This is a genomic window from Mycoplasma leachii PG50, from assembly GCF_000183365.1.
GTDB classification, from domain to species: Bacteria; Bacillota_I; Bacilli_A; order Mycoplasmatales; family Mycoplasmataceae; genus Mycoplasma; species Mycoplasma leachii.
Genome location: NC_014751.1, coordinates 571,169 through 595,242, shown reverse-complemented (window position 1 = coordinate 595,242; position 24,074 = coordinate 571,169). Strand labels below are relative to the sequence as shown.

Genomic DNA, 24,074 nt, shown 5'->3' with positions numbered 1-24,074 from the left:
AAAAATATGAATTTAAAAGAATTTGTAGTTGATGTCAAAGATTTTCCTCAAAAAGGAATTGTTTTTAAAGATATAACACCATTATTAAATAATAAAGATGCATTTAAAAATGCAATTGATACAATTGCAGAATTTGTTAAGCAACTTGATGTTGATGTAATTGTTGCTCCTGAAGCTAGAGGATTTTTATTAGCATCTGCTGTTGCTTATGCTACTAATAAAAGATTTGTTTTAGTAAGAAAACCAAATAAACTACCAAGAGAAGTTTATGATGTTGAATATAGCTTAGAATATGGTACTAATCATCAACAACTTCATAAAGAAGATTTAAAACCAAATGATAAAGTAGTTGTAATTGATGATGTTTTAGCAACTGGTGGAACTATGCAAGCTATTATTGATTTAGTTAAACTAAGTAAAGCACAAGTTGTTGGAATGTCATTTCTAATTGATTTAACTTTCTTACACAAAGAAGATTTATTTAGCGAATATCAAGTACAAAAACTAATAAAATATTAAAAATAAAGACTAAATGTCTTTATTTTTTTATAATTATTCTAATATAAGGATGTGATAGTGTGCTCAATAAGTATAATTATATGTCTTTTGATTATCGTGAAATTAAAGATTTTAAAGATTTATTAACTGAGTTAAAAAAATATATTAAAAATAAAAGTGAATTAGAACGCATTGAACAAGCTTATAAATATGCGTTTAAATGTCATTTTAATCAAACTAGAAAAAATGGTGATCCTTATATTTATCATCCACTATCTGCTGCTTATTATTTAGCTCAATGAAGAATGGGACCAAATACTATTATTGCTGGATTATTACACGATATTTTAGAAGATACTCCTATTCAAAAAGAAGAGCTTGTAGAACTTTTTAATGAAGAAGTAGCCAATTTAGTTGAATCAGTTACTAAAGTAAGTTTTTTTGCAAAAGAAAATCGTCAACAAATTAAATCAAAATATTTAAGAAAACTTTATTTATCAATGTCAAAAGACATTAGAGTAATTATTATTAAAATTGCTGATAGATTACACAATATTTATACTATTAAAAATTTACGCTCTGAAAAACAAAAAATTATTGCTCAAGAAACATTAGAAATTTATTCAGCAATTGCTCATAGAATTGGTATGAAAAGTGCTAAGTCTTTATTAGAAGATAGATCATTTGAAATATTAAATCCAGAAGAATTTAAAAAAATCACTGATTTATTTAATAGTGATATGGAAAAACGCCAGCAAATTATTAATGAAATTATAGTTAATCTTGAACAATATTTAAAAAAAGAAAAAAATATTAAAATTATTAGTATTTTTGGAAGACCTAAAACTATATATTCTATTTATAGAAAAATGAATGTCATTGGTAAAAATTTTGAAGAAATTTCTGATTTATTAGCAATTAGAATTATTACAAAATCTATTGATGATTGTTATAAAATTTTGGGGTTTATTCATCAAAAATACATTCCTTTGGCTGGAAAATTTAAAGACTATATTGCAACTCCTAAAAATAATGTTTATCAATCTTTACATACTACTTTATCTGATTCAAATGGCAATATTTTTGAAGTTCAAATTAGAACTGAAGAAATGAATCAAGTTGCTGAAACTGGGGCAGCTGCACATTGAAGATATAAAGAAGGAGAAATTGTTGATATTGCTAAAAAACAAAAAGAAATAGATGATAAGATAGATATTTTTAGTCGAATTTTAGATTTAGATCAATCTGATGATCAACAATTATCAATTGAACAATCGATTAAAGATGATTTATTTACTGCTTCTATTTATGTTTTAACACCAAATGGAGCTGTGATCACTTTACCTTACGGATCAACTGTTTTAGATTTTGCTTATAGAATTCATACTGAAATTGGAGAAAAAACAATTGGAGCTAGAATTGATGGTGTGTTTTCACCAATTAATACTGTTTTAAAATCTGGAGAAGTTGTTGAAGTTAAAACATCTCCAAAACAAGAACCAACTCATGAATGGTTAAAAATTGTAGTTACTTCTAATGCAAGAAACAGAATTAAAAAATATTTACAAAAGAAAATTAATGAAGAAACATTAGATAAAAAAGATCAACAAAAAGAATTAATTAAAAAAACTGAAACTAATATTAATGCTTATATTAATCAAAAAGATTGAAAATGAAAGAAAAAAACAGCTGATGAAATATTAGAGACAGTTAAATCAATGGGTTATAACTCATTAAATGATTTTTTATTAGATGTAGCTAAAGGTGAATTTACAATAAATCAAGCTGCTGAAAAAGTTTTTATAAAGCAAAATTATTCAAAAGATGATGAAGCTTATGCAAGTATTAAATCAAAAATTATTTATGATACTAGTATTAAAAATGATATTTTGGTTGATGGTATTAAAAATATCAAAACTACTTTAGCAAGTTGTTGTATGCCAATTCCATATGAAGAAGTTGTTGGATTTGTTACTAAAAATAGTGGTATTAAAGTACATTTAAAAGAATGCATAAATATCGATTGAACTAATATGAAATCAAGATTAGTAGTTGTACAGTGAAATGAAGCTGTTGCTGAAAAAAATATGTACACTACTAAATTAAAATATTTTGGAATTGATAGAAATAAATTACTTTATGATATTAGTAAAATTATTTCAGGATTAAAAGTTTCAATTATTAATGCTAATATTCTTACTGATCAAAAATCATTATTATCTAGCGGAGAGATTACTGTTAAAATTAAAAATAGTACTCAGTTAACCCAAACAATTTCAGCTTTAAGATCTATACCTGGCATTAATGGAGTTGAAAGAGGAATTTCAAATCAAAAGATTAAATAATAAAAATCCTTGGGGATCCAAGGATTTTTTAATTAATTAGTGTAAATTTTTAGCTTCAACAAGTTTAACATTAATAATTTTTGTTATTCCTTTAGTTTGCATTGTTACTCCAAATAATGAATCACATTGAGTCATTGTTCCTTCTCTATGAGTAACAATTACAAACTGAGTATTATCTGAAAAATGTCTTACATATCTTGCAAATCTTTCAACATTAACTGGATCTAGTGGAGCTTCAGCTTCATCTAAGATTACTAAAGGTAGAGGTCTTGCTTTTAAAATAGCAAACAATACAGATAAAGCAACTAGAGATTTTTCTCCTCCAGATAATAAGTTTAGATTTGTAATTTTTTTACCTAGTGGAAAAATTTTAATATCTATTCCTGTTTCTAATATATTATTTGGATCAGTATAAATTAATTCAGCATAACCCCCACCAAACATTTTTGAAAATACATCTGGTAAAGCTTTATTAACATCTTCAATAATTTGTTTAAATTGAGACTCCATTGCAATATCAATATCTAAGATAATACTTTCTAATTTTTCTTTAGCACTATAAATATCTTTTATTTGTTGATCATAATAATCAAAACGTTCTTTTTCAGTTTTATATTCTTCAATAGCATCCATATTAACATTTCCGATATTTTGAATATAAGCAGTTAATTCTATAATTTTTTCTCTTGCTAATTGTTCGTCTTCAATTTTTGGAATATCCATAGTTAAAGCAGTTTCTTCAGTAATTTGATATCCATTAGATAAACGGTCAATTATTGTTATTCTTCTTTGTAATAAAACATTATACTCAGTATTAATTGATCCTGCATGGTTTTTTAATTCATCAAGTTCATTTCTTTTTAAACTGTTAGCAGAATTCATTTCTTTTTGTTTTTCCATACTTTGAGTACGTTTAAAAGAAATTGAATTAATTTCAATTTGAACTTCATCTCTTTGAATTTCTAGTTCTGAAATTTGTTTTGATAATATAATTGATTCTGATTCTTCATTTTTACTAAATATACCAGTAAATAAATCTTTACCAATCAAGCTTTTATGTTCATCAGATAACTCTTTAAGATTTTCTGTTCAATTGAATAAATTATTTTTGGAATTTCTGATAATACCATTTAAATCATTAATTTGATCTCTTAAATTATCATTTGCTGTTTTATATTCAGTTAGTTCTTTTGTTTTTATTAATTCTTTTTGTTCTAAAGCTTCTATTTTATTTTTTAATTCTTCTAAATTATTATCTTGATTTAAAGAATTTTGTTTTGCAAAAATATTAGCATTTTTTGCTGAACCACCTATTATTGCTCCATGTGGTAAAATTCTTTGTCCATCTAGTGAAACAATATTAAATCTAAAATTAGTATTTTTTGCTAAATTAATAGCATCATCATAAGTTTGCACTACTATTATATTTGCTAAAGCATATTCAACAGCTTTTGAAATCTCATTAGAATACTCTACTAATTCATTAGCAAAGCCAACAAAACCTTCGCTTTTTTCTAATATTTGTTTTTGAGCAGGATTAATCAAATTAGGACTTAAAGTATTTAAAGGTAAAAAAGTTACTCTACCTAAATTAGTATTCTTTTTTAAAAATTCTATAGCTTTTTTAACATCTTGATCGGTTTTCATAACTAGTGAGTTCATATGACCACTAGCTGTTACTGAAATAGCAATTTGATATTCTTCTTTTACATTGATTAGTGTTTTTAAAACACCAATAACTCCACTAATTTGTTTTTGATTATTTAAAATAGCACTAATTGCATCCTGATATGAATTTAAAGCAGTTTTTTTTCTATGTTCTATTGTTTCAAGTTGAATATTAATTCTTGAAATTGCTGTTCTAATAGTTTCAATTTCTCTATAAATTTCATTATATTTACTTGTATAATAGTCATATTTTTCTTTTAATTCTAATAATGAATCTTCAGCTTTAGTGATTTTATCTTTTTCAGATTTAATACTAATTTGTTTTTCATCAAATTGTTTTTTAATTAAAGTTGCTTTATATTCATCTTGATCTTTTGTATTAAGATTTTCTTGTTCTTTTAATTCTGCTTTTTGTTTTCTAACTTTTAAATTTGCAATTTTTTGGACTAATGAATTAAATTTAGTATTAAGTTCAGATAATTTTTGATTATCTTCAGCATCTTTATCAATAATTAAGTTAACTTCATCTTGATTCATATTAATTTCATTAGTTAACTTTTTAATTTGAGTTTCATATTCTATTTTTTCTATTCTTAATTCTTCAATTCTATTTGATAAAACTCTTAAATCTTTAGTTAAAATATATAATTCAATATTTTTTAGTTCATTGACTTTTTGTTGGTATTCTAAAGCTTTTTTTGATTGACGTTCTAAATTTGGTAATCTTCTAGAAATTTCTTTTGCAATATCTTCAAGTCTTGTTAAGTTTTCAGTTGCTTTTTCTAATTTTAATAAAGTTTCTTTTTTTCTTTTTTTATACTTACTTACTCCAGCTGCATCATCAAAAATTTCTCTTTTTGTTTCAGGTTTTGATTCAGTAAAGTTAGCAACAGTTCCTTGAGAAATAATAGCAATACTTGATCTAGTTAATCCCGCTTCTAAAGCAATAGATTGAACATCTTTTAGTTTACATTTATTAGAATTAATATAAAATTCACTTTCTCTAGTGTTTTTATCAAACTTTCGAGTAATTTCTACAATATCACTTTTGATTGAAGAAAAGTTTTCATGAGTATTATTAAAAACTAATGTTACTTCAGCAACATCAGCTGCTTTTTTTTCATTATTTCCACTAAAGACAATATCATCCATTTTACTTCCACGTAAAGTTTTAGTTGATTGTTCTCCTAAAGTTCATCTAATTGCATCAGTAATGTTTGATTTTCCAGAACCATTTGGACCAACAACTCCAGTCATATCATAATTAAAATCCATTACTGTAAGATCAGCAAATGATTTGAACCCACTAGCTCTAATCTGCTTTAAAAATAACATTAATTAATAACTCCTTTATATAACACATTTATATTATATTATTTTAAAAAATAACAAAATCAAAACTAGGACAAAATATTTGGACAAATATGTTAAAAAGGTTATAAGTGCACAAAACTTTAGAAAAGGAATTGAAGATAATTTACCTAATGAAAAAACACCTAAATTTTATCCAGAAGTTTCAAAACTTATTGATCAAAAATAAAATTTTTTATACATTGAAATGGTTTATTTAATAATTTTTAAATCATTTTCATTAATAAAAAATACTTATTTACTTATTTACTTTTTTTTTTTTTTTTTTGTAAACTTAACAATAAAAGAAAGGAAAGTATATGAAAAATATCTTAAAGTTTTTAAGTGTGATTACTTTAATTCCAACTACAAGTTTATTAGTAATAAGTTGTACAACGCAAACAAAAGAAACTAAAAAAACCAAAAAGCCGAACACAGAAGTTAAAAAACCAAAAAACCAAACCCCAACTTTTAGCCCAAATAAACAAACAATTGATGAAATTAAAAATATTTTAGAACAACAAAGTGAAGCTTTTGGTAGTTTTCATACTTTCCAAGACGTTGTTGATCAAATTAAAGTTTATGCTCAAAACCAGGGTATTAAAGACTTGGATAAATTAGAACTTTTAGATAAGACACTAGCTAATAAGAATTTAATTCCTGGTGATAATAAAAATAATTTTAAACTTAAATATTTTGATATAGAAATCCCATTTGTTCTAAAAACTGTTTTACAAGATGAAGTAAAAACTAAATATTCACCTACTAATCTTGATGAAATAACACAAATAGGTTATAAAAAATATGAAACTCATATACGATTGAATATTGAAAAAAAGACTATTACAAAGGTTCCTGTAACATTACCATTAAAAATTAATTCATTCTATAATGCATTTCAAAATTTAAAAACTCAAAATATTATTAACCTTGATAAGTGAAATACATCAAATGTAACAAGTTTTACAAACGCATTTAATAATGCTAAAAACTTTAATACTAATATATCTAATTGAAATACTTCAAAAGTTACTGATATGAGCGGTGTTTTTTTTGATGCGGAAAAATTTGACCAACCAATTGGTAAGTGAAATACTTCAAAAGTTACTGATATGTCTGCTATGTTCTTTGGAGCAAAAAATTTTAATCAAGATTTAAACAATTGAGATGTTAAAAATGTAAAAAATATGGCACATATGTTTTGAGATGCCACAAAATTCAATGGAAAAATAACAAATTGAGATATTTCTAATGTTGCATCAACTAATAATATGTTTGCAGATGCCGAGTCTTTTAATCAAGACATTTCAAAATGAGACACATCAAACGTAATTGATATGTATGGAATGTTTGCTAGAGCAAAGTCATTTAGACAATCTTTAAAAAAATGAAATGTCAGAAAAGTTGCAAAGGCACAAAATTTTAGAAAGGAAATTGAAAATAATTTAATTGAAGAAAAAATGCCTCTTTTTAATCAAGATGTTTTAAATCATATTGATCAAAAATAAAATTTTTTTATACCTTAAATTTGTCAGTCCAATACTTTTTAAATAATTTTTATTAATAAAAAATACTTAAAAACTCTATGATTTTTGATAAAAATTCTAAAAAATAAATCTTTAAATGAGATAATTTTATTTATTTTTTTAAATAACTTATACTTGCTTAAAAACACATTATATTAGATATTAAATAAAATAAAAATAGTATCAATAGAATTAAATCTAAATAACACTATTTTTTTATTGATTGTTTTAATAATTAGTTGTTTTAAATAAATTAATTTATATTTCTTGTTATAAAAACATTAAGATTTCGCTCTTAACAATTAGTCATGATATTCATGATTAGGATCTATTTTTGTTAGAACAAAATAATTGTCTTTATTTAAATAGCCAAATAATCTAAAAGGATTTCTATTTTTTCCTAAATGTATTTCTCTAATTTCTAACTGCTCACTTACTCATCTTTTTTCAAGTGGCTTAGAATGTGTTCTCATATATAATTTTTCAACTTGAGCAATTGTTAATTTTTTACTCAAAATATCATATATTAAGTTATGAAAATTTTTAAGACCACTTATTGTAAGTGATTTAAAATCAAAACCATTATCTAACTCATGAATAATAGCAATCTTAAATGGATATGATTTGTCTTTAGATGATAGCTCACTTTTCTTATCTCAATTTAGTTCTTTAGTTAAGCTTTTTTTCAAAATTAATCACCTGTATAAATACTTCTATAATAATTTTTCATATCTTCTGGTTTAATTAATTTAGTTGATGCTTCTAATTCTTCTAAACCTTTTCTTGCATTTATTCAAGGTGTTTCAGAGTGTGATATGGCTTCTAATTCATATCCAGTTCTTTCACCATAAGTACTCCAAACTGCATCTAAAAGCTCTAGAGTATTTTTATCCAATTTATAATCATTATTTTCTTTTTTTGGAATTTCATTTCATCCATAAACTTTGTAATCTCTTCATAATTCAGGAGAAACAGGACCATGTATTCACGCTTGAAATGATGTATCACTCAGAATGCCTTCATCAAATAATGCATAAGCTCATGCTTCAGCATAATAAGTTAGTTTTTGAAGTTTTTTAGGTGTCATACTTTCTTTTGATAAAAATCAATCTGAAATATCTTTGTAACTATATTTTGGTCTCATATTGTTCACCTCTTGATTCTTATATAAATTTTAGCATAATTACTTTACTAAAATAGTTCATAAAAATTTTTATCTACTAAGAGCAAAATTATAATAACAAGTAATAAAAAAAGAACTCACGTTCTTTTAATTACTTAATGGTTTTTTAAGTTTTGACAAACAATCACTAGCAGCATTCTGTTCAGCCTCTTGTTTAGAATAACCTTTACCAACTCCAAATTTTTGCCCATCTAAATTAATGCTAACTGTGTATAAAGTTTTATTTTCATTTGCAAAAAATTCTTCATTTTCAGTAATGTATTTTAAATCACTTCTTTTTTCTGATTGTAATAATTCTTGTAATTCAGATTTAAAGTCTTTTGTAACATTAATAAAAGTGGGATCTTTCATATATTTAAATAAAGTTTGCTCTAGTCAAATTAATAATCCTTCTTCACTTTGATCCAAATAAATAGCTGCAGTTAAAGCTTCAAATATATCAGCTAAAATTGATTGTTTTTCATAACCTTTAGTCATTAGTTCACTATGACCTAATCTTATTAATTGACCTAAATTAATATCTCTAGCAATTCTAGATAATGATTCTTCTCTAACTATACTTGCTCTTAGTCTGGTCAGTTCACCTTCACCTAATTTAGAGTAATTAAAAAATAAGAATTTTGAAGTATACATTTGTAAAATAGCATCACCTAAAAATTCTAATCTTTGATAAGAATATTTTAACTTACGCTCATTAGCATAAGAATTATGAGTTAAAGCTTCTTTATATATTTGTTGATCATTTATTTTTATGTTATATTTTTCAAAAAAGTTTTTAATATTCATTTTTTATTAATCCTTTTTCTATTTTTTTAACAATATTATTTTTAATAGCATCTAAAGTCATTCTTAGTGTTGCTTTAAACGATCTAACATCACTTGAACCGTGTGATTTAAAACAAATTCCTTTTACACCTAATAAAATAGCTCCAGCATGATTTTTATAGTCAAATTTAGCAGCAACATTTTTAAATGATTTTTTTAAAACTAAAGCAGCTAGTTTTCTAACAAATGATGAAGTAATTTCTTTTTTAATTTCATTTAATAAAACTTTCGCAGCACCCTCACAAGCTTTTAAACATATATTCCCACTATAACCATCAGTTACAATAATATCAACATTACCAGTTAGTACATCTCTTGATTCAACGTTTCCAATAAATTTTATATTTTTTAGTTTTTCTAATTGTTTAAAAGTTTGTTTTTGTAATTCTAAACCTTTAGATTTTTCAGTTCCAATATTTAATAATCCAACAGTTGCATTAGGATTTTTTAAAACTTCTTTATAGTAAATATTTGCCATTTTTGCATAATTTATTAAATCTTCAGGTGTATTTTCATTATTTGCCCCAACATCTAATAATAAAGTTAATTTATTTTTAGCATTAGGCATTGTTGGCATAAAACCAGCACGAACTATATTATTTAGTTCACCTAAAATAAAATGAGCAGCACTTATAAAAGCAGCCGAATTTCCAGCTGTTAGCATTCCATCAACTTTTTGATCTCTTACAAGTTCTAAAGTTCTAATAATAGATGCATCTTTTTTTCTTCTAATATCTAGAATTGATCCATTCATATCAATTACTTGACTAGTTGGTAAAATTTCATATTTATTTTTATCAATTGGGTTTTGCTCTAAAGCAGTTTTAATTTCAGTTTCATCTCCAACAAAAATTAAATATAAATCATCATGTTCTTTAATAAATTCACTAGCTGCTTTTATAGCTGTTAAACTTCCTAAATCTGATCCCATTACATCAAAAGCTATTTTGTACATAATTTCTCCTTTAAAAAATCCCTATTAGGGATTATTCTATTGCTATTAATAAATTATAAGTTTCTTGACCACCATCAATAATTTCATACTCAACATCATATCCTTCATCTAAGAACTTTCTTAATTTAACTAAATCTTGTTCATTAGTTTCACCACCAGCAAAAATAGTGATTATTTCAGTTTTACTTTTAATATATTTTGATAATTGTTTATCAAATATTGCTTCTAATGTTTGTTCAGCACCAATAATATTATTATCAACAATTGCTAATAGATTATCTTTTTTAATTTGAATACCATTATAAGTGGTATTTTTTTCTGCTTTTGTAATGTTGAATGAAATTACATTTTTAATTGCTTTAGATAAGTAAGAATAATTTTTTGAATGAGTAACAGAAGGATCAAAACTTAATATAGCTACCATACCTTGTTGAATAGTTTTTGTTTGAATTACATAGATTTTAGATTTATTCTCTAATTTTTCAGCTTGTTTTGCAGTTAAATAAACATTTCCACTGTTTGGTAATAAAAATACTGTTTTAGCATCAACTGTTTCTATTGCTTGTAAGAAATCTTCAGTTGAAGGGTTCATTTTTGATCCAGCATTAATTGCAAAACTAATTCCTAGTTCATTTTCAAAATAACGTTTTTGTTTTTCGCTTGAAACTACAGAAATAATTGCAACTTCATTAATAAGTTTTCTTTCAGCTTTAATGTTTGAGTTTTCTTTTCATTTTTGATCAGCATTTTTTACTTGTTTATTTGCTTGAAGATTCATATTTTCAATTTTTAAAGTTTGAAAATCTCCATATTGTTGTAAAAATTGTAGTACTTGCCCTGGTGAAAGTGAGTGAGTGTGTACTTTTAAAATATCATTGTCAATAACTACAACTATAGAAGTATTTCCAAAAATTTGTAATTGATCTCTAATCATTGAATTTTGTAGCTTATTAATTCAATCATTATTTAACATAACAATAGCTTCTGTACAATATCCAAATTCTTCTTCAATTTGCATATCAATGTTTCCACCAGTATTAGTTTCTAATTTATCTAATTTAGCAACAACTTTCTCATTAGAAACATAATATTCAATACCTTCTAAAAATTTAATTAATCCATAACCACCAGAATCCACAACACCAACTTCTTTTAATAAAGGCAATAAATTAGGGGTGTTTTCTAAAGAGTTGTTAGCATTTTTAACTACTTGTTTTCAGAATTTTTTAATATCAATATTATCATCAAGCTGGTTAATTTGTTCACTAGTTTCTCTAATAACTGTTAAAATTGTTCCTTCAACTGGTTTCATAACAGCTTTATAAGCAATCTCACTAGCTTTATTAAATCCAGATTTTCATTCACTAACAGATAAGTCTTTAGCATTACTCATTCCAAGAGATAGACCTTTGATAATTTGACTAAAAATAACTCCAGAATTACCTCTAGCCCCCATTATTAATCCTCTAGAAAAAGCTGATAGAAATTTACCAATGCTTTCATATTCAACATCAATAACTTCATTATAACCATTTGTAGTAGTAAGATTCATATTAGTTCCAGTATCACCATCAGGAACAGGAAATACATTTAATTTATCTATTTGTGGATAATGATTGTATAGATTATTAACTCCACTTGTGATCATGTTTTTTAATAATTCTAATTTTTTCATTTTACTCAGATCTTTCCTATTTTTTAAAATTAAATCTTTAACAATAAATCTTCAACAATTACATCAACTTTATGTTCTATATTATTTTTTAAATTTTTTTCTAATTCATATTTAACGCGAATTTGAATTTCTTTTAGAACATCTAAAATGTTTACTTCATAAAGCAAAATCACATGAATTTTAAAGTGCTGTATATTCTTATCTATTACAAATTCAATAGCTTTGTGAATGTCATTTGTAGATAGGTCATTTTTATCTTTTGAAGAGAAATTTGCAAGCCCTACTACACCAGGCACTGTAACTACAGCTTCTCTTATTCTCTGAACAACAAATTGATCTATATTACCCATGAAAAACACCTATCTTTCATCCTAATTATTCTAACATAAAAAAAGACAATTATTTAGTAAGGAAATTAGCAAATAATTATTTTATAAAGATATAATTTTCTTGAATTTTAAATTAAATATAGTACTATTTAATAGTATGAGTAATTTTAGAACTAAGAGGTGAAGTTTATGGCAAGAAGAGATGCTTTGACTGGTAAAAGTGCTTTGTCAGGTCAATCAAGATCACACGCATTAAATGCAACTAAAAGAAAATGAAACTTGAATTTGCAAAAAGTTAGAGTAATAGATGAAAATGGTAGTGTATTTAATATAAAAGTATCTGCTAGAACATTAAGAACTCTAAAAAAACAAGAAAAAATCGTTTAATAATAAAATAATACTAGTATGACATTTGTCATATTTTTTTATATAATAAAACTAGTATCAAGCCCTTTTGGCGGAATTGGCAGACGCATTAGACTCAAAATCTAACGAAGAAATTCGTATCGGTTCGACCCCGATAAAGGGCACCAATTGAGTATAAACTTGGAGAAATCCAAGTTTTTCTTTTTTTATTTATTAGAATAAAATAAGTAAATAATTTAATTGGTGTTAATATGAGTTGAACTATAAAAAAAACTAATGATAAAAAATTAGTAGTTAAAAAAGATGAAAATGGTAGTTTTTTAGAACATAACAAAGCAGTTAATCTGGCTATAAGAATGGCTAAAAAACAAAAATTAATAGTAGAAATTTTTAATGATAAAAACCATTTAACAAAAACTTATAATTTTAATCAAGTATTAACTCAAACTGAACTTGTTGAAAAAATTCAAACTGAATTAAAACTTGCTTATGCTAAAAAAACAGTTGCAAAAATTAAATTAGAAAAACATAAAAAAAATTTAAAAGAAAGCAAAAAAAATAAAAATAATCAAGAAAAAGAGCTATTTAAATTAGCAAAATTAAATTACAAAAATAAAAAAAGACAAATTAAATATATAAAATTTAGATATAAAATAGCAAAAAGAAATCTTAAAGATTGATAACTTATAAAATTAACAAAATCTTTATAACGTTGTGATTTGTTATAATTATTAAATAGTTAATTCTAAACTTAGGAGTTTTTTAATGCAAAAAACAAGTAAAACAACTAAAGTTAAAAATAAAAACTATCTTAAAGACCTTTTTTTAAACAAAAAATCTTGACTAGTTTTAATATTAGTAATTTTTTTCATTTTTTTAATTTGAGTTTGAACTCTTGTTTCAATTAAAAATGATGTAATTAATATTGGTGGAAGTGCTAGTGCTGATTTAGTATTACAAAAATTAATTAATGAATACCAAAAACAAACTAATAAAAAGTTTAATTATTCATCAACTGGTTCTGGAGCTGGTGCTAGAAATGTAATTAATAAAACTTATAGCATAGGTTTTATTTCTAAATCACAAACTGATTTATCAATTCCATCTGAAATTAGAAATGTTTTTAATAATTCAAAAATAAAAGACGATCTTGAAGAATTTATAAAAATTAATCAATCTAATAAACAAGAAATTTTTAATAAACTTCAAAATAATAAAACTTATCATTACACTAGCTTTGCAAAAGATTCTATTGTATTTATTTATAATATAAAAAATACTGGATTAACTGATGATCAAATTAATCAAATTAAATTTAATGTTTCAAATAATATGATCAGTAAACAATCTCAAAAAGCTTTACACAAAATTTATACAAATAATAATCAATCAGATCTAATTAGTTGAAAAGAATTTTATAAACTACTAACAAATAAAGATGAAAATAATATTAGTAATAAGATTAAAGTAAGAACTTATTCAACAAATAGTGGTTCTGGAACAAGAAGTTCATTTGAAGAGCTTTCAGGATTAAAAAAAGAAAAGAAAAAAATTGGTCAAGCTGTTAATGAATATAATTCAAATGGAGCTATTTTTACACAACTAAATGCTTCTGATGGTTCTTTTGGGTTTGTTTCTATGCAATATGCTCAAGATTTAAAAAAATTTCCTAATTTAAGATCAGTAATTATTAAACAAGATAATCAAGAATGAAATTTAAATAAAAATGATGATAACCTTTTAACTTATCCATTAAGTAGACCATTTGTTGCTTTATATAAATTAACAGATAATCAAAAATTAAATAATGACATTTTAGATTTTGTTTATTGGTTTAGTTGTTCAGATGACAAAAAAGTTCAAGAGATTTATAATCATTTAGGTTTAATTAGAAATCGTTTAAGTTTTAAAAATAATTAAAATAAATTATTTTAATCAATTAAATAGTAAAAATATTAAAAAAATAAGTGGGTATAATTTATGTTATTTAAAAAAATAACAAATAATTTAGAGTTTCGAGTTATTAAACAAAAAAAAGAAACTAGCTTTGTTTGTTTAAAATCTATTATTATTGCATTAACTATTTTTGTTTTACTAGCATTAGTTATTTTATTAGGTTTTGTAATGATTAAAACTAATGTATTATTTAATAAACAATCTTTTTTTGATTTTGTGTTTGGTAAAAATTGAAGTCCAGATTCTAAGCAATTTGGAATATTAACCATAACATTGATGACATTAATTTTAATTTTTATTTCAATGTTAATTGCTGTACCTTTAACAATTTTTACAAGTTTTTTTATTTCAGAATATTTAACACTAAAATCTCAAAAAATCACAATAACAATTATTAAATTACTAGCTGGTATTCCTAGTGTTGTTTTTGGGTTATTTGCAAGAGAACAAATTGGAGCTTTATTTAAATTAATGGGAGCTTCAAGTAATGATAATTTGATGGTAGCTTCTTTAACAATGGCTTTTATGGCAATACCAATTATGATTAGTTTAAGTTATGATGCTATTAAATCTGTTCCTTTAATTTATAGAGATGCTTCATTAGCTTTAGGAATTTCAAAAGAAAAAACAACATTTAATATTATTAGAAAATCAGCAACACCAAAAATTATTTCAGCTGTTATTTTAGGAATGTCTAGAGTAATTGGTGAAACTATGGCTATAATGATGATTGCTGGTAATTCAACTGCTTGATTTGATACAAATAATGGAGTTTCTGGATTTTTATTTTCATCAATTAGAACACTATCTTCAACTATTGGATTAGAAATGTTAGAAAATAGTAGTAATTTGCATGAATCTGCATTATACGCTATTGGAATGTTTTTATTTATTTTAGTATTTATTATTAATCTTTTGATTTTATTTGTTTCAAATAAAAATTCAATTTCTCAAAAAATTCATTTAGTTTTATTTAAAAATAAAAAAACTCACAAAATAAAACATATTAAGTTGTATCAAAAACAAATATTAGATCAAATTATTACTAATAGAACTGAAAATAAGTTATTTAAAAAGATTTATTCAATTATTATGTTAATTTTGATGTGACTATCAATTAGTTTTGTAATTATGTTTACTTTTTGAATAGTCTTTATAACTATATTTAATGGTTTATCAAGTTTAAAATATAGTGAAGCCTTTTTAACTATTGAAGGTGAAGATGGAATATTTGCAGCGATTCTAACTACATTATTATTAATTTTATGCACATTATTATTTTCTATACCTTTAGCTTTAGCTTGTGCTATTTATCTTAGTGAATTTGCTAATAAAAACTCTTATTTAGCAAAGTTTTTTAGATTTTTATTAAACTTAGCCGCTTCAACTCCATCAATTATTTTTGGAATATTTGGATTATCTGTATTTATTATTTATTTAAAACTACCTTTTTCAATTTTTTCAGCTTCAATTACAATGACAATTGTTGTTTTACCAATGTTGATTAAAAACTTTGAAGACGCTTTAACTTCAGTTCCTCTTTCATATAGAGAAGCTGCTATTGCTTTAGGATTAAGTAAAACCAAAACTTTATTTAAAATAGTTTTACCAAATGCTTTACAAGCTATTATTACTGGAACTATTTTAGCTATGGCTAGAATCATTGGTGAATCAGCTCCTATTTATTTAACTTTAGGAACAGCTATTAAATATCCTGATAAGGGCTTTTTATCTTCAGGATCAACTTTAACTACAGGAATTTATAAAATAGCTAGTGAATCAGCTCCAGGGCAAGGTAATGATATTGCTTGATTAATGTCACTAATTACAATTATTTTTGTTTTAACTTTAAATTTATCAAGTTCTAAATTATCTTTACTACTAGTTAAAACTAATAAAAACGTTAAATTTCAATTTAAACAGATTTGTAAAAATTTTATAAAAAAAGAATTTTATAAAATCTATATTAGTTCATTTAAACACAATTTAAAGAAGTTTATTAAAAGTTTAAAAAGATATCTTAATATAAATAATTTATTTAAAGAAATTAAAAAAACTATTAAATATAAAAAAGAATATAAAAAACTTAAAAAAAGAGATAACAATTATGAGTAATGAACAATTAACAACTAATATAAAACCAAAAAAAGAACCTTTAAAAACTGCTATTGAAATTAAAGATTTTAACTTTTTTTACAACAAAGGAAAAACTCAATCTTTATTTAACATTAATATGGAAATTAAAGAAAAATCAATTACTACATTTATAGGTCCATCTGGTTGTGGTAAGACCACATTATTAAAATCTATTAATCGATTAAATGATCTAATTGATGGAGTAAAAATGTCTGGTGCTATTAAAATTTTTGATAAAGATATTTTTGACTCTGATATTGATATTACAAAATTAAGAACTGAAGTTGGAATGGTATTTCAAAAACCCAATCCATTTCCAATTTCTATTTATGATAATGTTGTTTATGGATTACGCTCTTTAGGAATTAAAGATAAAACAATTTTAGATCAAATTTGTGAAGAATCATTAATAAAAGCTGCATTGTGAGATGAAGTTAAAGATATTTTAAATGCACCAGCTTTAGGATTATCTGGTGGACAACAGCAAAGATTGTGTATAGCTAGAGCAATTGCTATGAAACCAAAAATTTTATTAATGGATGAACCAACAAGTGCACTAGATCCTATTGCAACTTTAAAAGTTGAAGAATTAGTTTTAGATTTAAAAAAAGATTATACAATTGTTATGGTAACTCACTCTTTACAACAAGCTACAAGAATTAGTGATTACACTGCTTATTTTTTAAAAGGTGAATTAATTGAATTTAACAAAACTAAAAAAATATTTACAAATCCAAAAGATTGAAGAACTGAAAATTATATATCAGGTAGATATTAATAAAGGATGATATGTCAAGTAATAAAATATTAGATCGCGATCTTGATCAATTAAGAGAACTTATAGAAGATATGATCAAAGAAACTAAATTACAATATGCACAAAGTTATCTTGTAATTAAAGAAAAAAATAGATTAAGTGAAGCTCAAAAAGTAATCGAACATGACAAGCTTATTAATGATATGCAAAATAAATTTACTTCAATGGCTTTATGAAAAATTTCAAAACAAAAATTAGTAGCAAAAGATCTAAGACTTGCAATTGGAGGAATTTTAATTACTAGAGAAATTGAAAGAATTGCTGATTATTCTAAAGCAATTTCTAAGTTCTTTATTTTTTATAAACCTAATGAAAGACACCTTTTAATGATTAGTGAATTGTATCAATTAGTTGTTGAAATGTTAGATATTTTTTCAGATGTCTTTGGTAATTTAGAAGTTGATAAAGAACAACAAGTCTTAAGTTTAGAAGAAAAAATTAATCAAAAATTTAGATCTTTTTATGATTTATTAATTGATGATATTAGACAAAAAACTACAAAAGCTGGAGCTGAAGAAATTGCTGCTGTTTTAAAACAAATGTTTAATTTAGAAAGAGCTGGAGATCATTTATTAAATGTTCAACAAATTATTAATTTTGTAAAAACAAGCAAGTTTATAGAAAAAACTGAAAAAATTAAATAAATAAACTTAAAAGACTTAAGTAAATAAATTATAAAATTAAATTATCTAGCTTAAAAAGGAGACTAATTATGGGTTTTTGAGCTAAATTAAAAGAAAAATTAACTAAAAAAACTGATCAAATAGATGAAAGTGAAAATATTTTACAAGATAAAGATAAAAAAATAGATCAAGATCAAAATCTAGTAGATGAACTTGAAAAAACAACTCAAGATATTAAAAAAGCAGAATTGAAAGAACAAAGTAAAAAAAGTCAAGAACAAAAACTAGAAGTTGAAAATATTAAAGAAAAAAAAGTAAAAACAATAAAAATTAATCAAACTAAAAAAATAGAAAAATCATCTGAAACTTTAAAAGAAAAAAAGAAAAGAGAAAAACAAAAACAAAAAGATAAAAAAGTTGAAAAAGCAATGCTTAAATCAGCTTTTAATTTTTCTCAAGATATTAAAAAACTTTCAAAAAAATATAAACAAGCAGATGATGAATTTTTTGAAGAACTAGAAGATGTTTTAATCCGAACTGATATGGGTATGAAAATGGTTTTAAAAGTTTCTAATTTAGTTAGAAAAAAAACTAAAAGAGATACTTCTTTTGAAAACATTAAAGATGCTTTAGTTGAATCTTTATATCAAGCTTATACAGATAATGATTGAACTAATAAAAAATATCACATAGATTTTAAAGAAAATAGATTAAATATTTTTATGTTAGTTGGAGTTAATGGGACAGGTAAAACTACTTCTTTAGCTAAAATGGCTAATTATTATGCTGAATTAGGATATAAAGTTTTAATAGCTGCTGCTGATACTTTTAGAGCTGGAGCTACTCAACAATTAGAAGAGTGAATTAAAACTAGATTAAATAATAAAGTAGATTTAGTTAAAGCAAATAAATTAAATGCTGATCCTGCAAGTGTTGTTTTTGATGCAATTAAAAAAGCAAAAGAACAAAATTATGATCTTTTATTAATTGATACTGCTGGTAGATTACAAAATAAAGTTAATTTAATGGCTGAATTAGAAAAAATGAATAAAATTATTCAACAAGTAGAAAAATCAGCTCCTCATGAAGTTTTACTAGTAATTGATGCAACAACAGGACAAAATGGAGTAATTCAAGCTGAAGAATTTTCAAAAGTTGCTGATGTTAGTGGAATTATCTTAACTAAAATGGATTCAACAAGTAAAGGTGGAATTGGTTTAGCTATTAAAGAGTTATTAAATATTCCTATTAAAATGATAGGAGTTGGTGAAAAAGTAGATGATCTTTTAGCTTTTGATATTGATCAATATATTGTTCATTTATCTTCTGGATTTATGCAAGGTGATGAAGTTGAAAAATAATTTATTAGAAAAAACATTAGAATTATCTGAGTTATTTAAAATTTATAAAGAATTATTAACTGATAAACAAAAACAATATTTTGAATTATATATTGATGAAGATTTATCATTATCTGAAATTGCTGATGAATTTAATATTTCAAAAACAGCAGTTTATGATTCTATTTCTAAAACTAGTAAATTATTATTTAGTTTAGAAAAAAAGTTACATTTAAAACAAAAAGAAGAATTACTAATTTCTCTAATTAATAAAATTGAAACAAATCAAATAGATCAAAAACAATTTATAAAAAGTTTAAAAGAGGTGATTTGATGAAAGTATTAATGATCGGAGATGTTTATGCAAAACCCGGAAGAGAAATGCTAGAAAAACATTTAAAAAATATTGTTGATCAAAATCAAATAGATTTTGTTGTTGTTAATGGAGAAAACACAACTCACGGAAAATCTATTTGTAAAAAACATTATGAGTTTTATAAATCACTAAATGTTGATGTTATTACTAGTGGTAATCATATTTTTAAAAATGCTGAAGTTTTAGAATATATTAAAACAACTAATGATTTATTAAAACCTTTAAACATGAGCAAACATACTCCAGGTAATGGTTATGTTATAGTTAAAAAAAATCAAAAAAAGATAGCAGTTGTTAGTTTAATGGGACAAAGCTTTATGGATATAGTAAATAGTCCATATGATGCACTAGATGAGTTTTTAAAAACTAATACTGATTTTGATATTTTATTAGTGGATTTTCACGCTGAAAGTACAGCTGAAAAAATTGCTTTTGCTTTTAATTATGATGGGATAATAACAGCATTTGTTGGAACTCATACTCATGTAATGACTGCTGATGAAAGATTATTACCAAATAAAACCGCTTTTATTTCAGATGTTGGAATGACTGGAGTGATTGATTCAATAATTGGTGTTGAAGTTAATGATGTAATTAAAAGAGCAAAAACTGGTTTACCTGTTAAATTTAATATAGCAACTGGTAAGTGTTGATTAAATGCTGTAGTTATTGAAATTGATGATAAAACAAATAGAGCAACAAGTATTAAAAGATTGACTATTAAAGATTAATAGTTGTGTTAAAATATTAAAGATTAGAAAACCAAATAATATCTTATTAAGAACCATGGAGAGATAAAACTTAATGAAGTGGTAGCAACCTATTAGATTAGGTGCTTAAATAAGGGCTTTAAGCTAACAATGAGATTGTCTTAAACCATGACAATTTTATTGTTATGGTTTTTTAATTTTTATTAATTTCAAAATAAAGGAAAATAAAAATGAACCAAAATATAGAAAAAAGATTATTTACTAGTGAAAGTGTTAGTGAAGGACACCCTGATAAAATTTGTGATCAAATTTCAGATGCTATTTTAGATGAAGTACTAAAACAAGATAAAAATGCTAAAGTAGCTTGTGAGGTATTTACTACAACTAATTATTTATTAATTGGTGGTCAAATTAGTTCAACTGCAATTGTTGATTATGAACAAGTTGCAAGAGATGTATTAAAAAAAATTGGTTATGTTGATGATGCTTATGGTATTAATGCTAATACTTGTAAAATTGATATAAAAATTGAATCACAATCACCAGATATTGCTCAAGGTGTTGAATTAAGTAATGATCAAATTGGAGCTGGTGATCAAGGAATTATGTTTGGTTATGCTACAAATGAATCAAAAACATATTTACCACTAGCAATTACTATTGCTCATGAATTAGTTTATAATGCTACATCTCAAAGAAAAAAAGGCCTTTTTAAATGAGCAAGACCTGATATGAAATCTCAAGTTACAATTGATTATACAAATATTAATAATCCTAAAATTGATACTATTTTAATGTCTATTCAACATGATCCAAATTATAATGAAATTGAATTTAAAAAATATATTAAAGAAAATATAATGGATTTAGTTGCTAAAGAATTTAATTTAAATACTGATTTTAAAGTTTTAATTAATCCAACAGGTAGATTTGTAATTGGAGGACCACAAGGAGATACTGGTTTAACTGGAAGAAAAATTATAGCAGATACTTATGGTGGATATTCAAGACATGGTGGTGGAGCTTTTAGTGGTAAAGATTCAACTAAAGTAGATCGTTCTGCTGCTTATATGTGTAGGTATGTTGCAAAAAATTTAGTAGCTGCTGGTTTAGCTGATAAAATAGAAATTCAAGTAAGTTATGCTATTGGTATTAGTCAACCAATTTCAATTTTTATAGAAACTTTTAATACACATAAAGTTGATTTAAATACTATTTATAAAGCAGTTTATGAAAATTTTGATTTTAGTGTAAGTAGTATGATAAAAACATTGGATTTAAAAAAACCAATCTTTTTTAAAACTTCTAAATATGGGCATTTTGGTAAAAAAGATTTACCATGAGAAAAATTAGATAAAATAGAAGTACTAAAGGAGTATAAAAAATGTTCTTAGAAGTAATTGCAAAAGATCTTAATGATATTAGAGTAATTAATAATTCTAAAGCTGATCGTATTGAATTTTGTAAAAACTTAGAAGTTGGTGGTTTAACTCCAAGTTTAGATGAAATCATTTTAGCTAATCAAATTACTTTAAAACCTTTACATATAATGATTAGAAATAATTATAAAGATTTCTTTTTTGATGATTATGAATTAATTAAACAATTAGAAATGATTTCAGTTATTCAAAAACTTCCAAACGTTCATGGAATTGTAATTGGAGCTTTAAATAGTGATTATACAATTAATGAAGATTTCTTACAAAGAGTAAATAAAATTAGAGGAAGCTTAAAAATTACTTTTAATAGAGCTTTTGACTTAGTTAAAGATCCAATTAATGCTTTAAATATTTTAGCTAAACATAAAATTGATGCTGTTTTAACTAGTGGAGGAATAAATCTGAACACTGGTTTAGAAGTAATTAGACAACTGGTTGATCAAAACTTAGATATTCAAATTTTAATTGGTGGTGGAGTTGATAAAAACAATATTAAACAATGTTTAACAGTTAATAATCAAATCCATTTAGGTAGAGCTATAAGAAATAATTCATCTTGAAACTCTGATATTTCAGTAGATGAAATTAATTTATTTAAAGATTTAGATAGAGAACAAAATAATGAACAAGAAAGTTAAAATTATTGGTGCTGGTTTAGCCGGTTGTGAAGCTGCGTATTTTTTAGCAAATAATAACATACAAGTTGAATTATATGAAGTTAAAACTCTTATTAAAAATGAAGTTCAAAAAACAAATAACTTTGCTGAATTAGTATGTTCTAATACTTTTAGAAGTCAGTCATTATTAAATGCTGCTGGTATTTTAAAAGCAGAAATGAGACGTTTAAACTCTTTAGTTATAAAAATAGCTGATTGTTGTAAAATTGATGGAGATGATGCATTAGCTGTTGATAGAGAAGATTTTTCAAAAAGACTAACTGATGTTATTAAAAATCATCCAAATATTACAATTATTGAACAAAATGTTAGTCATATTAATGATGAGAATGATTTAACATTAATAGCAACTGGACCTTTAACTACAAATGAGTTAAAAGAAGATATTCAAAGATTAATTGGAAAACAAAAACTATTTTTTATGGATGCTTCAGCTCCAATCATTACAAAAGATTCAATTGATTTTAATAAAGTTTATTATTCAGGAAGACATAAACTTGGAAAATATATTTGTTGTCCTTTAAACGAACAAGAATTTAATGAATTTGTAGATAATTTAATTAATGCAGAACAAGTACAATTAAAAGAATTTGAAAAATCAATCTTTTTTAAAGGCTGTCAACCAATTGAACAACTTGCAAAAACTAGTAAAAAACTCTTATTAAAAGGACCAATGTCACCAAATAATTTATTAGATCAAAACAATCAACAACCTTATGCAGTTGTGCAATTGCGTCAAGATGATGTAAAAGATAGTTTATATAATATGGTTGGATTTCAAACTAATTTAAAATGACCAGAACAAAAAAGAGTATTTCAAACAATCCCAGGATTAGAAAAAGCAAAAATAGTTAGATATGGAGTAATGCATAAAAACTATTATATTAATTCTCCAAAAATTTTAAACTTCAAACTACAAGTTATGAGAAAGAAAAATGTCTTTTTTGCAGGACAAATTACTGGAGTTGAAGGATATATTGAATCAGCTAGTTCTGGTATATGAGCTGCTATTAACATTCTAGCTTTTATTAATAATAAAAAAATAAAACCTTTACCAAACACAACAATTTTAGGTGCACTAACTAACTATATAACTAATTCTAAAATCTATAGTTTAAAACCTATGAAATGTAATTTAGGTATTTTAGAACAAGAAAATAAATATCAAAGTGATGATAAATTTTATTCTTTTAATAATTCTAAAAATTCTTTAGAAGAATATATAAAACAATTAAATCAAATTTTAGGTACTAGTATTTAATAAAGTTTAATTATAGAAA

The 24,074-nt window shown here is 24.0% G+C and carries 23 protein-coding genes, 1 tRNA gene and 1 riboswitch; of the genes, 17 read left to right on the top strand and 7 right to left on the bottom strand.

From position 1 onward, the window contains the following. Positions 1–6: 6 nt before the first annotated feature. Positions 7–519, top strand: coding sequence for an adenine phosphoribosyltransferase (locus MSB_RS02500; protein WP_013447801.1), 513 nt, complete (start codon positions 7–9; stop codon positions 517–519). Between the two features lie 80 nt (positions 520–599). Then, positions 600–2,843: a RelA/SpoT family protein gene (locus tag MSB_RS02495; protein WP_013447800.1), complete on the top strand. Its 2,244-nt coding sequence runs from the start codon at positions 600–602 to the stop codon at positions 2,841–2,843. A 36-nt stretch (positions 2,844–2,879) separates the two neighbouring features. On the opposite strand, the gene MSB_RS02490 is transcribed toward MSB_RS02495, so the two are convergent. Continuing rightward, positions 2,880–5,846, bottom strand: coding sequence for a chromosome segregation protein SMC (locus tag MSB_RS02490; protein ID WP_013447799.1), 2,967 nt, complete (start codon positions 5,844–5,846; stop codon positions 2,880–2,882). A 79-nt stretch (positions 5,847–5,925) separates the two neighbouring features. Between MSB_RS02490 and MSB_RS05350 the strand changes: the two genes are divergently transcribed. After that, entirely contained in the window at positions 5,926–6,051 is a 126-nt protein-coding gene (locus MSB_RS05350) for a hypothetical protein (protein WP_014584398.1), read from the top strand. A gap of 130 nt (positions 6,052–6,181) precedes the next feature. Beyond that, positions 6,182–7,369, top strand: a complete 1,188-nt coding sequence (locus tag MSB_RS02485) for a BspA family leucine-rich repeat surface protein (RefSeq protein ID WP_013447798.1) — start codon at positions 6,182–6,184, stop codon at positions 7,367–7,369. A 320-nt stretch (positions 7,370–7,689) separates the two neighbouring features. Here the strand turns inward: MSB_RS02485 and MSB_RS02480 are convergent, their stop codons facing one another. From MSB_RS02480 to MSB_RS02455, 6 genes are all read right to left on the bottom strand, one after another. After that, complete coding sequence (locus MSB_RS02480) at positions 7,690–8,076, bottom strand: MAG6450 family protein (protein ID WP_013447797.1); 387 nt, start codon at positions 8,074–8,076, stop codon at positions 7,690–7,692. Between the two features lie 2 nt (positions 8,077–8,078). Then, positions 8,079–8,531 (bottom strand): Panacea domain-containing protein, encoded by a 453-nt coding sequence (locus tag MSB_RS02475; protein WP_013447796.1) that lies wholly within the window; start codon positions 8,529–8,531, stop codon positions 8,079–8,081. Positions 8,532–8,657: 126 nt separating this feature from the next. Further along, complete coding sequence (rnc, locus tag MSB_RS02470) at positions 8,658–9,356, bottom strand: ribonuclease III (protein ID WP_013447795.1); 699 nt, start codon at positions 9,354–9,356, stop codon at positions 8,658–8,660. Then, positions 9,346–10,350, bottom strand: a complete 1,005-nt coding sequence (plsX, locus tag MSB_RS02465) for a phosphate acyltransferase PlsX (RefSeq protein WP_013447794.1) — start codon at positions 10,348–10,350, stop codon at positions 9,346–9,348. Before plsX ends, rnc begins: the two co-directional genes overlap by 11 nt. A 31-nt stretch (positions 10,351–10,381) precedes the next feature. Next, complete coding sequence (locus MSB_RS02460; RefSeq protein WP_013447793.1) at positions 10,382–12,025, bottom strand: DAK2 domain-containing protein; 1,644 nt, start codon at positions 12,023–12,025, stop codon at positions 10,382–10,384. Positions 12,026–12,054: 29 nt separating this feature from the next. Continuing rightward, on the bottom strand, positions 12,055–12,375 hold the full coding sequence (locus tag MSB_RS02455) for an Asp23/Gls24 family envelope stress response protein (RefSeq protein WP_013447792.1): 321 nt from the start codon (positions 12,373–12,375) through the stop codon (positions 12,055–12,057). Positions 12,376–12,543: 168 nt separating this feature from the next. On the opposite strand from MSB_RS02455, the gene rpmB reads away from it, so the two are divergent. From rpmB to trmFO, 13 genes are all read left to right on the top strand, one after another. Continuing rightward, entirely contained in the window at positions 12,544–12,741 is a 198-nt protein-coding gene (rpmB, locus tag MSB_RS02450; protein WP_013447791.1) for a 50S ribosomal protein L28, read from the top strand. A gap of 61 nt (positions 12,742–12,802) precedes the next feature. Beyond that, a tRNA-Leu gene (locus MSB_RS02445) sits at positions 12,803–12,887 on the top strand. 84 nt (positions 12,888–12,971) lie between these two features. After that, on the top strand, positions 12,972–13,403 hold the full coding sequence (locus MSB_RS02440) for a hypothetical protein (RefSeq protein ID WP_013447790.1): 432 nt from the start codon (positions 12,972–12,974) through the stop codon (positions 13,401–13,403). A gap of 82 nt (positions 13,404–13,485) precedes the next feature. After that, positions 13,486–14,640 carry a phosphate ABC transporter substrate-binding protein gene (gene ptsS / locus MSB_RS02435; protein WP_013447789.1) on the top strand — a complete coding sequence of 385 codons (1,155 nt, stop codon included), beginning with the start codon at positions 13,486–13,488 and terminating at the stop codon, positions 14,638–14,640. Between the two features lie 60 nt (positions 14,641–14,700). After that, the gene (gene pstA / locus MSB_RS02430) at positions 14,701–16,791 is read left to right on the top strand and encodes a phosphate ABC transporter permease PstA (protein WP_013447788.1); all 2,091 of its coding nucleotides are present in this window, start codon (positions 14,701–14,703) and stop codon (positions 16,789–16,791) included. Then, positions 16,784–17,590 carry a phosphate ABC transporter ATP-binding protein PstB gene (pstB, locus tag MSB_RS02425; protein WP_013447787.1) on the top strand — a complete coding sequence of 269 codons (807 nt, stop codon included), beginning with the start codon at positions 16,784–16,786 and terminating at the stop codon, positions 17,588–17,590. Before pstA ends, pstB begins: the two co-directional genes overlap by 8 nt. Before the next feature lie 11 nt (positions 17,591–17,601). Continuing rightward, positions 17,602–18,273: a phosphate signaling complex protein PhoU gene (phoU, locus tag MSB_RS02420; protein WP_013447786.1), complete on the top strand. Its 672-nt coding sequence runs from the start codon at positions 17,602–17,604 to the stop codon at positions 18,271–18,273. A 68-nt stretch (positions 18,274–18,341) separates the two neighbouring features. Next, positions 18,342–19,613 (top strand): signal recognition particle-docking protein FtsY, encoded by a 1,272-nt coding sequence (ftsY, locus tag MSB_RS02415; protein WP_013447785.1) that lies wholly within the window; start codon positions 18,342–18,344, stop codon positions 19,611–19,613. Further along, positions 19,597–19,938, top strand: coding sequence for a putative DNA-binding protein (locus MSB_RS02410; RefSeq protein ID WP_041362228.1), 342 nt, complete (start codon positions 19,597–19,599; stop codon positions 19,936–19,938). The genes ftsY and MSB_RS02410 overlap by 17 nt, the downstream gene beginning before the upstream one ends. After that, positions 19,926–20,699 (top strand): TIGR00282 family metallophosphoesterase, encoded by a 774-nt coding sequence (locus MSB_RS02405; protein ID WP_013447783.1) that lies wholly within the window; start codon positions 19,926–19,928, stop codon positions 20,697–20,699. Before MSB_RS02410 ends, MSB_RS02405 begins: the two co-directional genes overlap by 13 nt. 40 nt (positions 20,700–20,739) lie before the next feature. Beyond that, positions 20,740–20,835, top strand: a riboswitch (SAM riboswitch). Positions 20,836–20,908: 73 nt separating this feature from the next. After that, on the top strand, positions 20,909–22,072 hold the full coding sequence (metK, locus tag MSB_RS02400; protein WP_013447782.1) for a methionine adenosyltransferase: 1,164 nt from the start codon (positions 20,909–20,911) through the stop codon (positions 22,070–22,072). Continuing rightward, positions 22,063–22,755 (top strand): copper homeostasis protein CutC, encoded by a 693-nt coding sequence (locus MSB_RS02395; protein ID WP_013447781.1) that lies wholly within the window; start codon positions 22,063–22,065, stop codon positions 22,753–22,755. The genes metK and MSB_RS02395 overlap by 10 nt, the downstream gene beginning before the upstream one ends. Further along, complete coding sequence (trmFO, locus tag MSB_RS02390; protein ID WP_013447780.1) at positions 22,739–24,055, top strand: methylenetetrahydrofolate--tRNA-(uracil(54)-C(5))-methyltransferase (FADH(2)-oxidizing) TrmFO; 1,317 nt, start codon at positions 22,739–22,741, stop codon at positions 24,053–24,055. The genes MSB_RS02395 and trmFO overlap by 17 nt, the downstream gene beginning before the upstream one ends. The last annotated feature ends 19 nt before the right edge of the window (positions 24,056–24,074 follow it).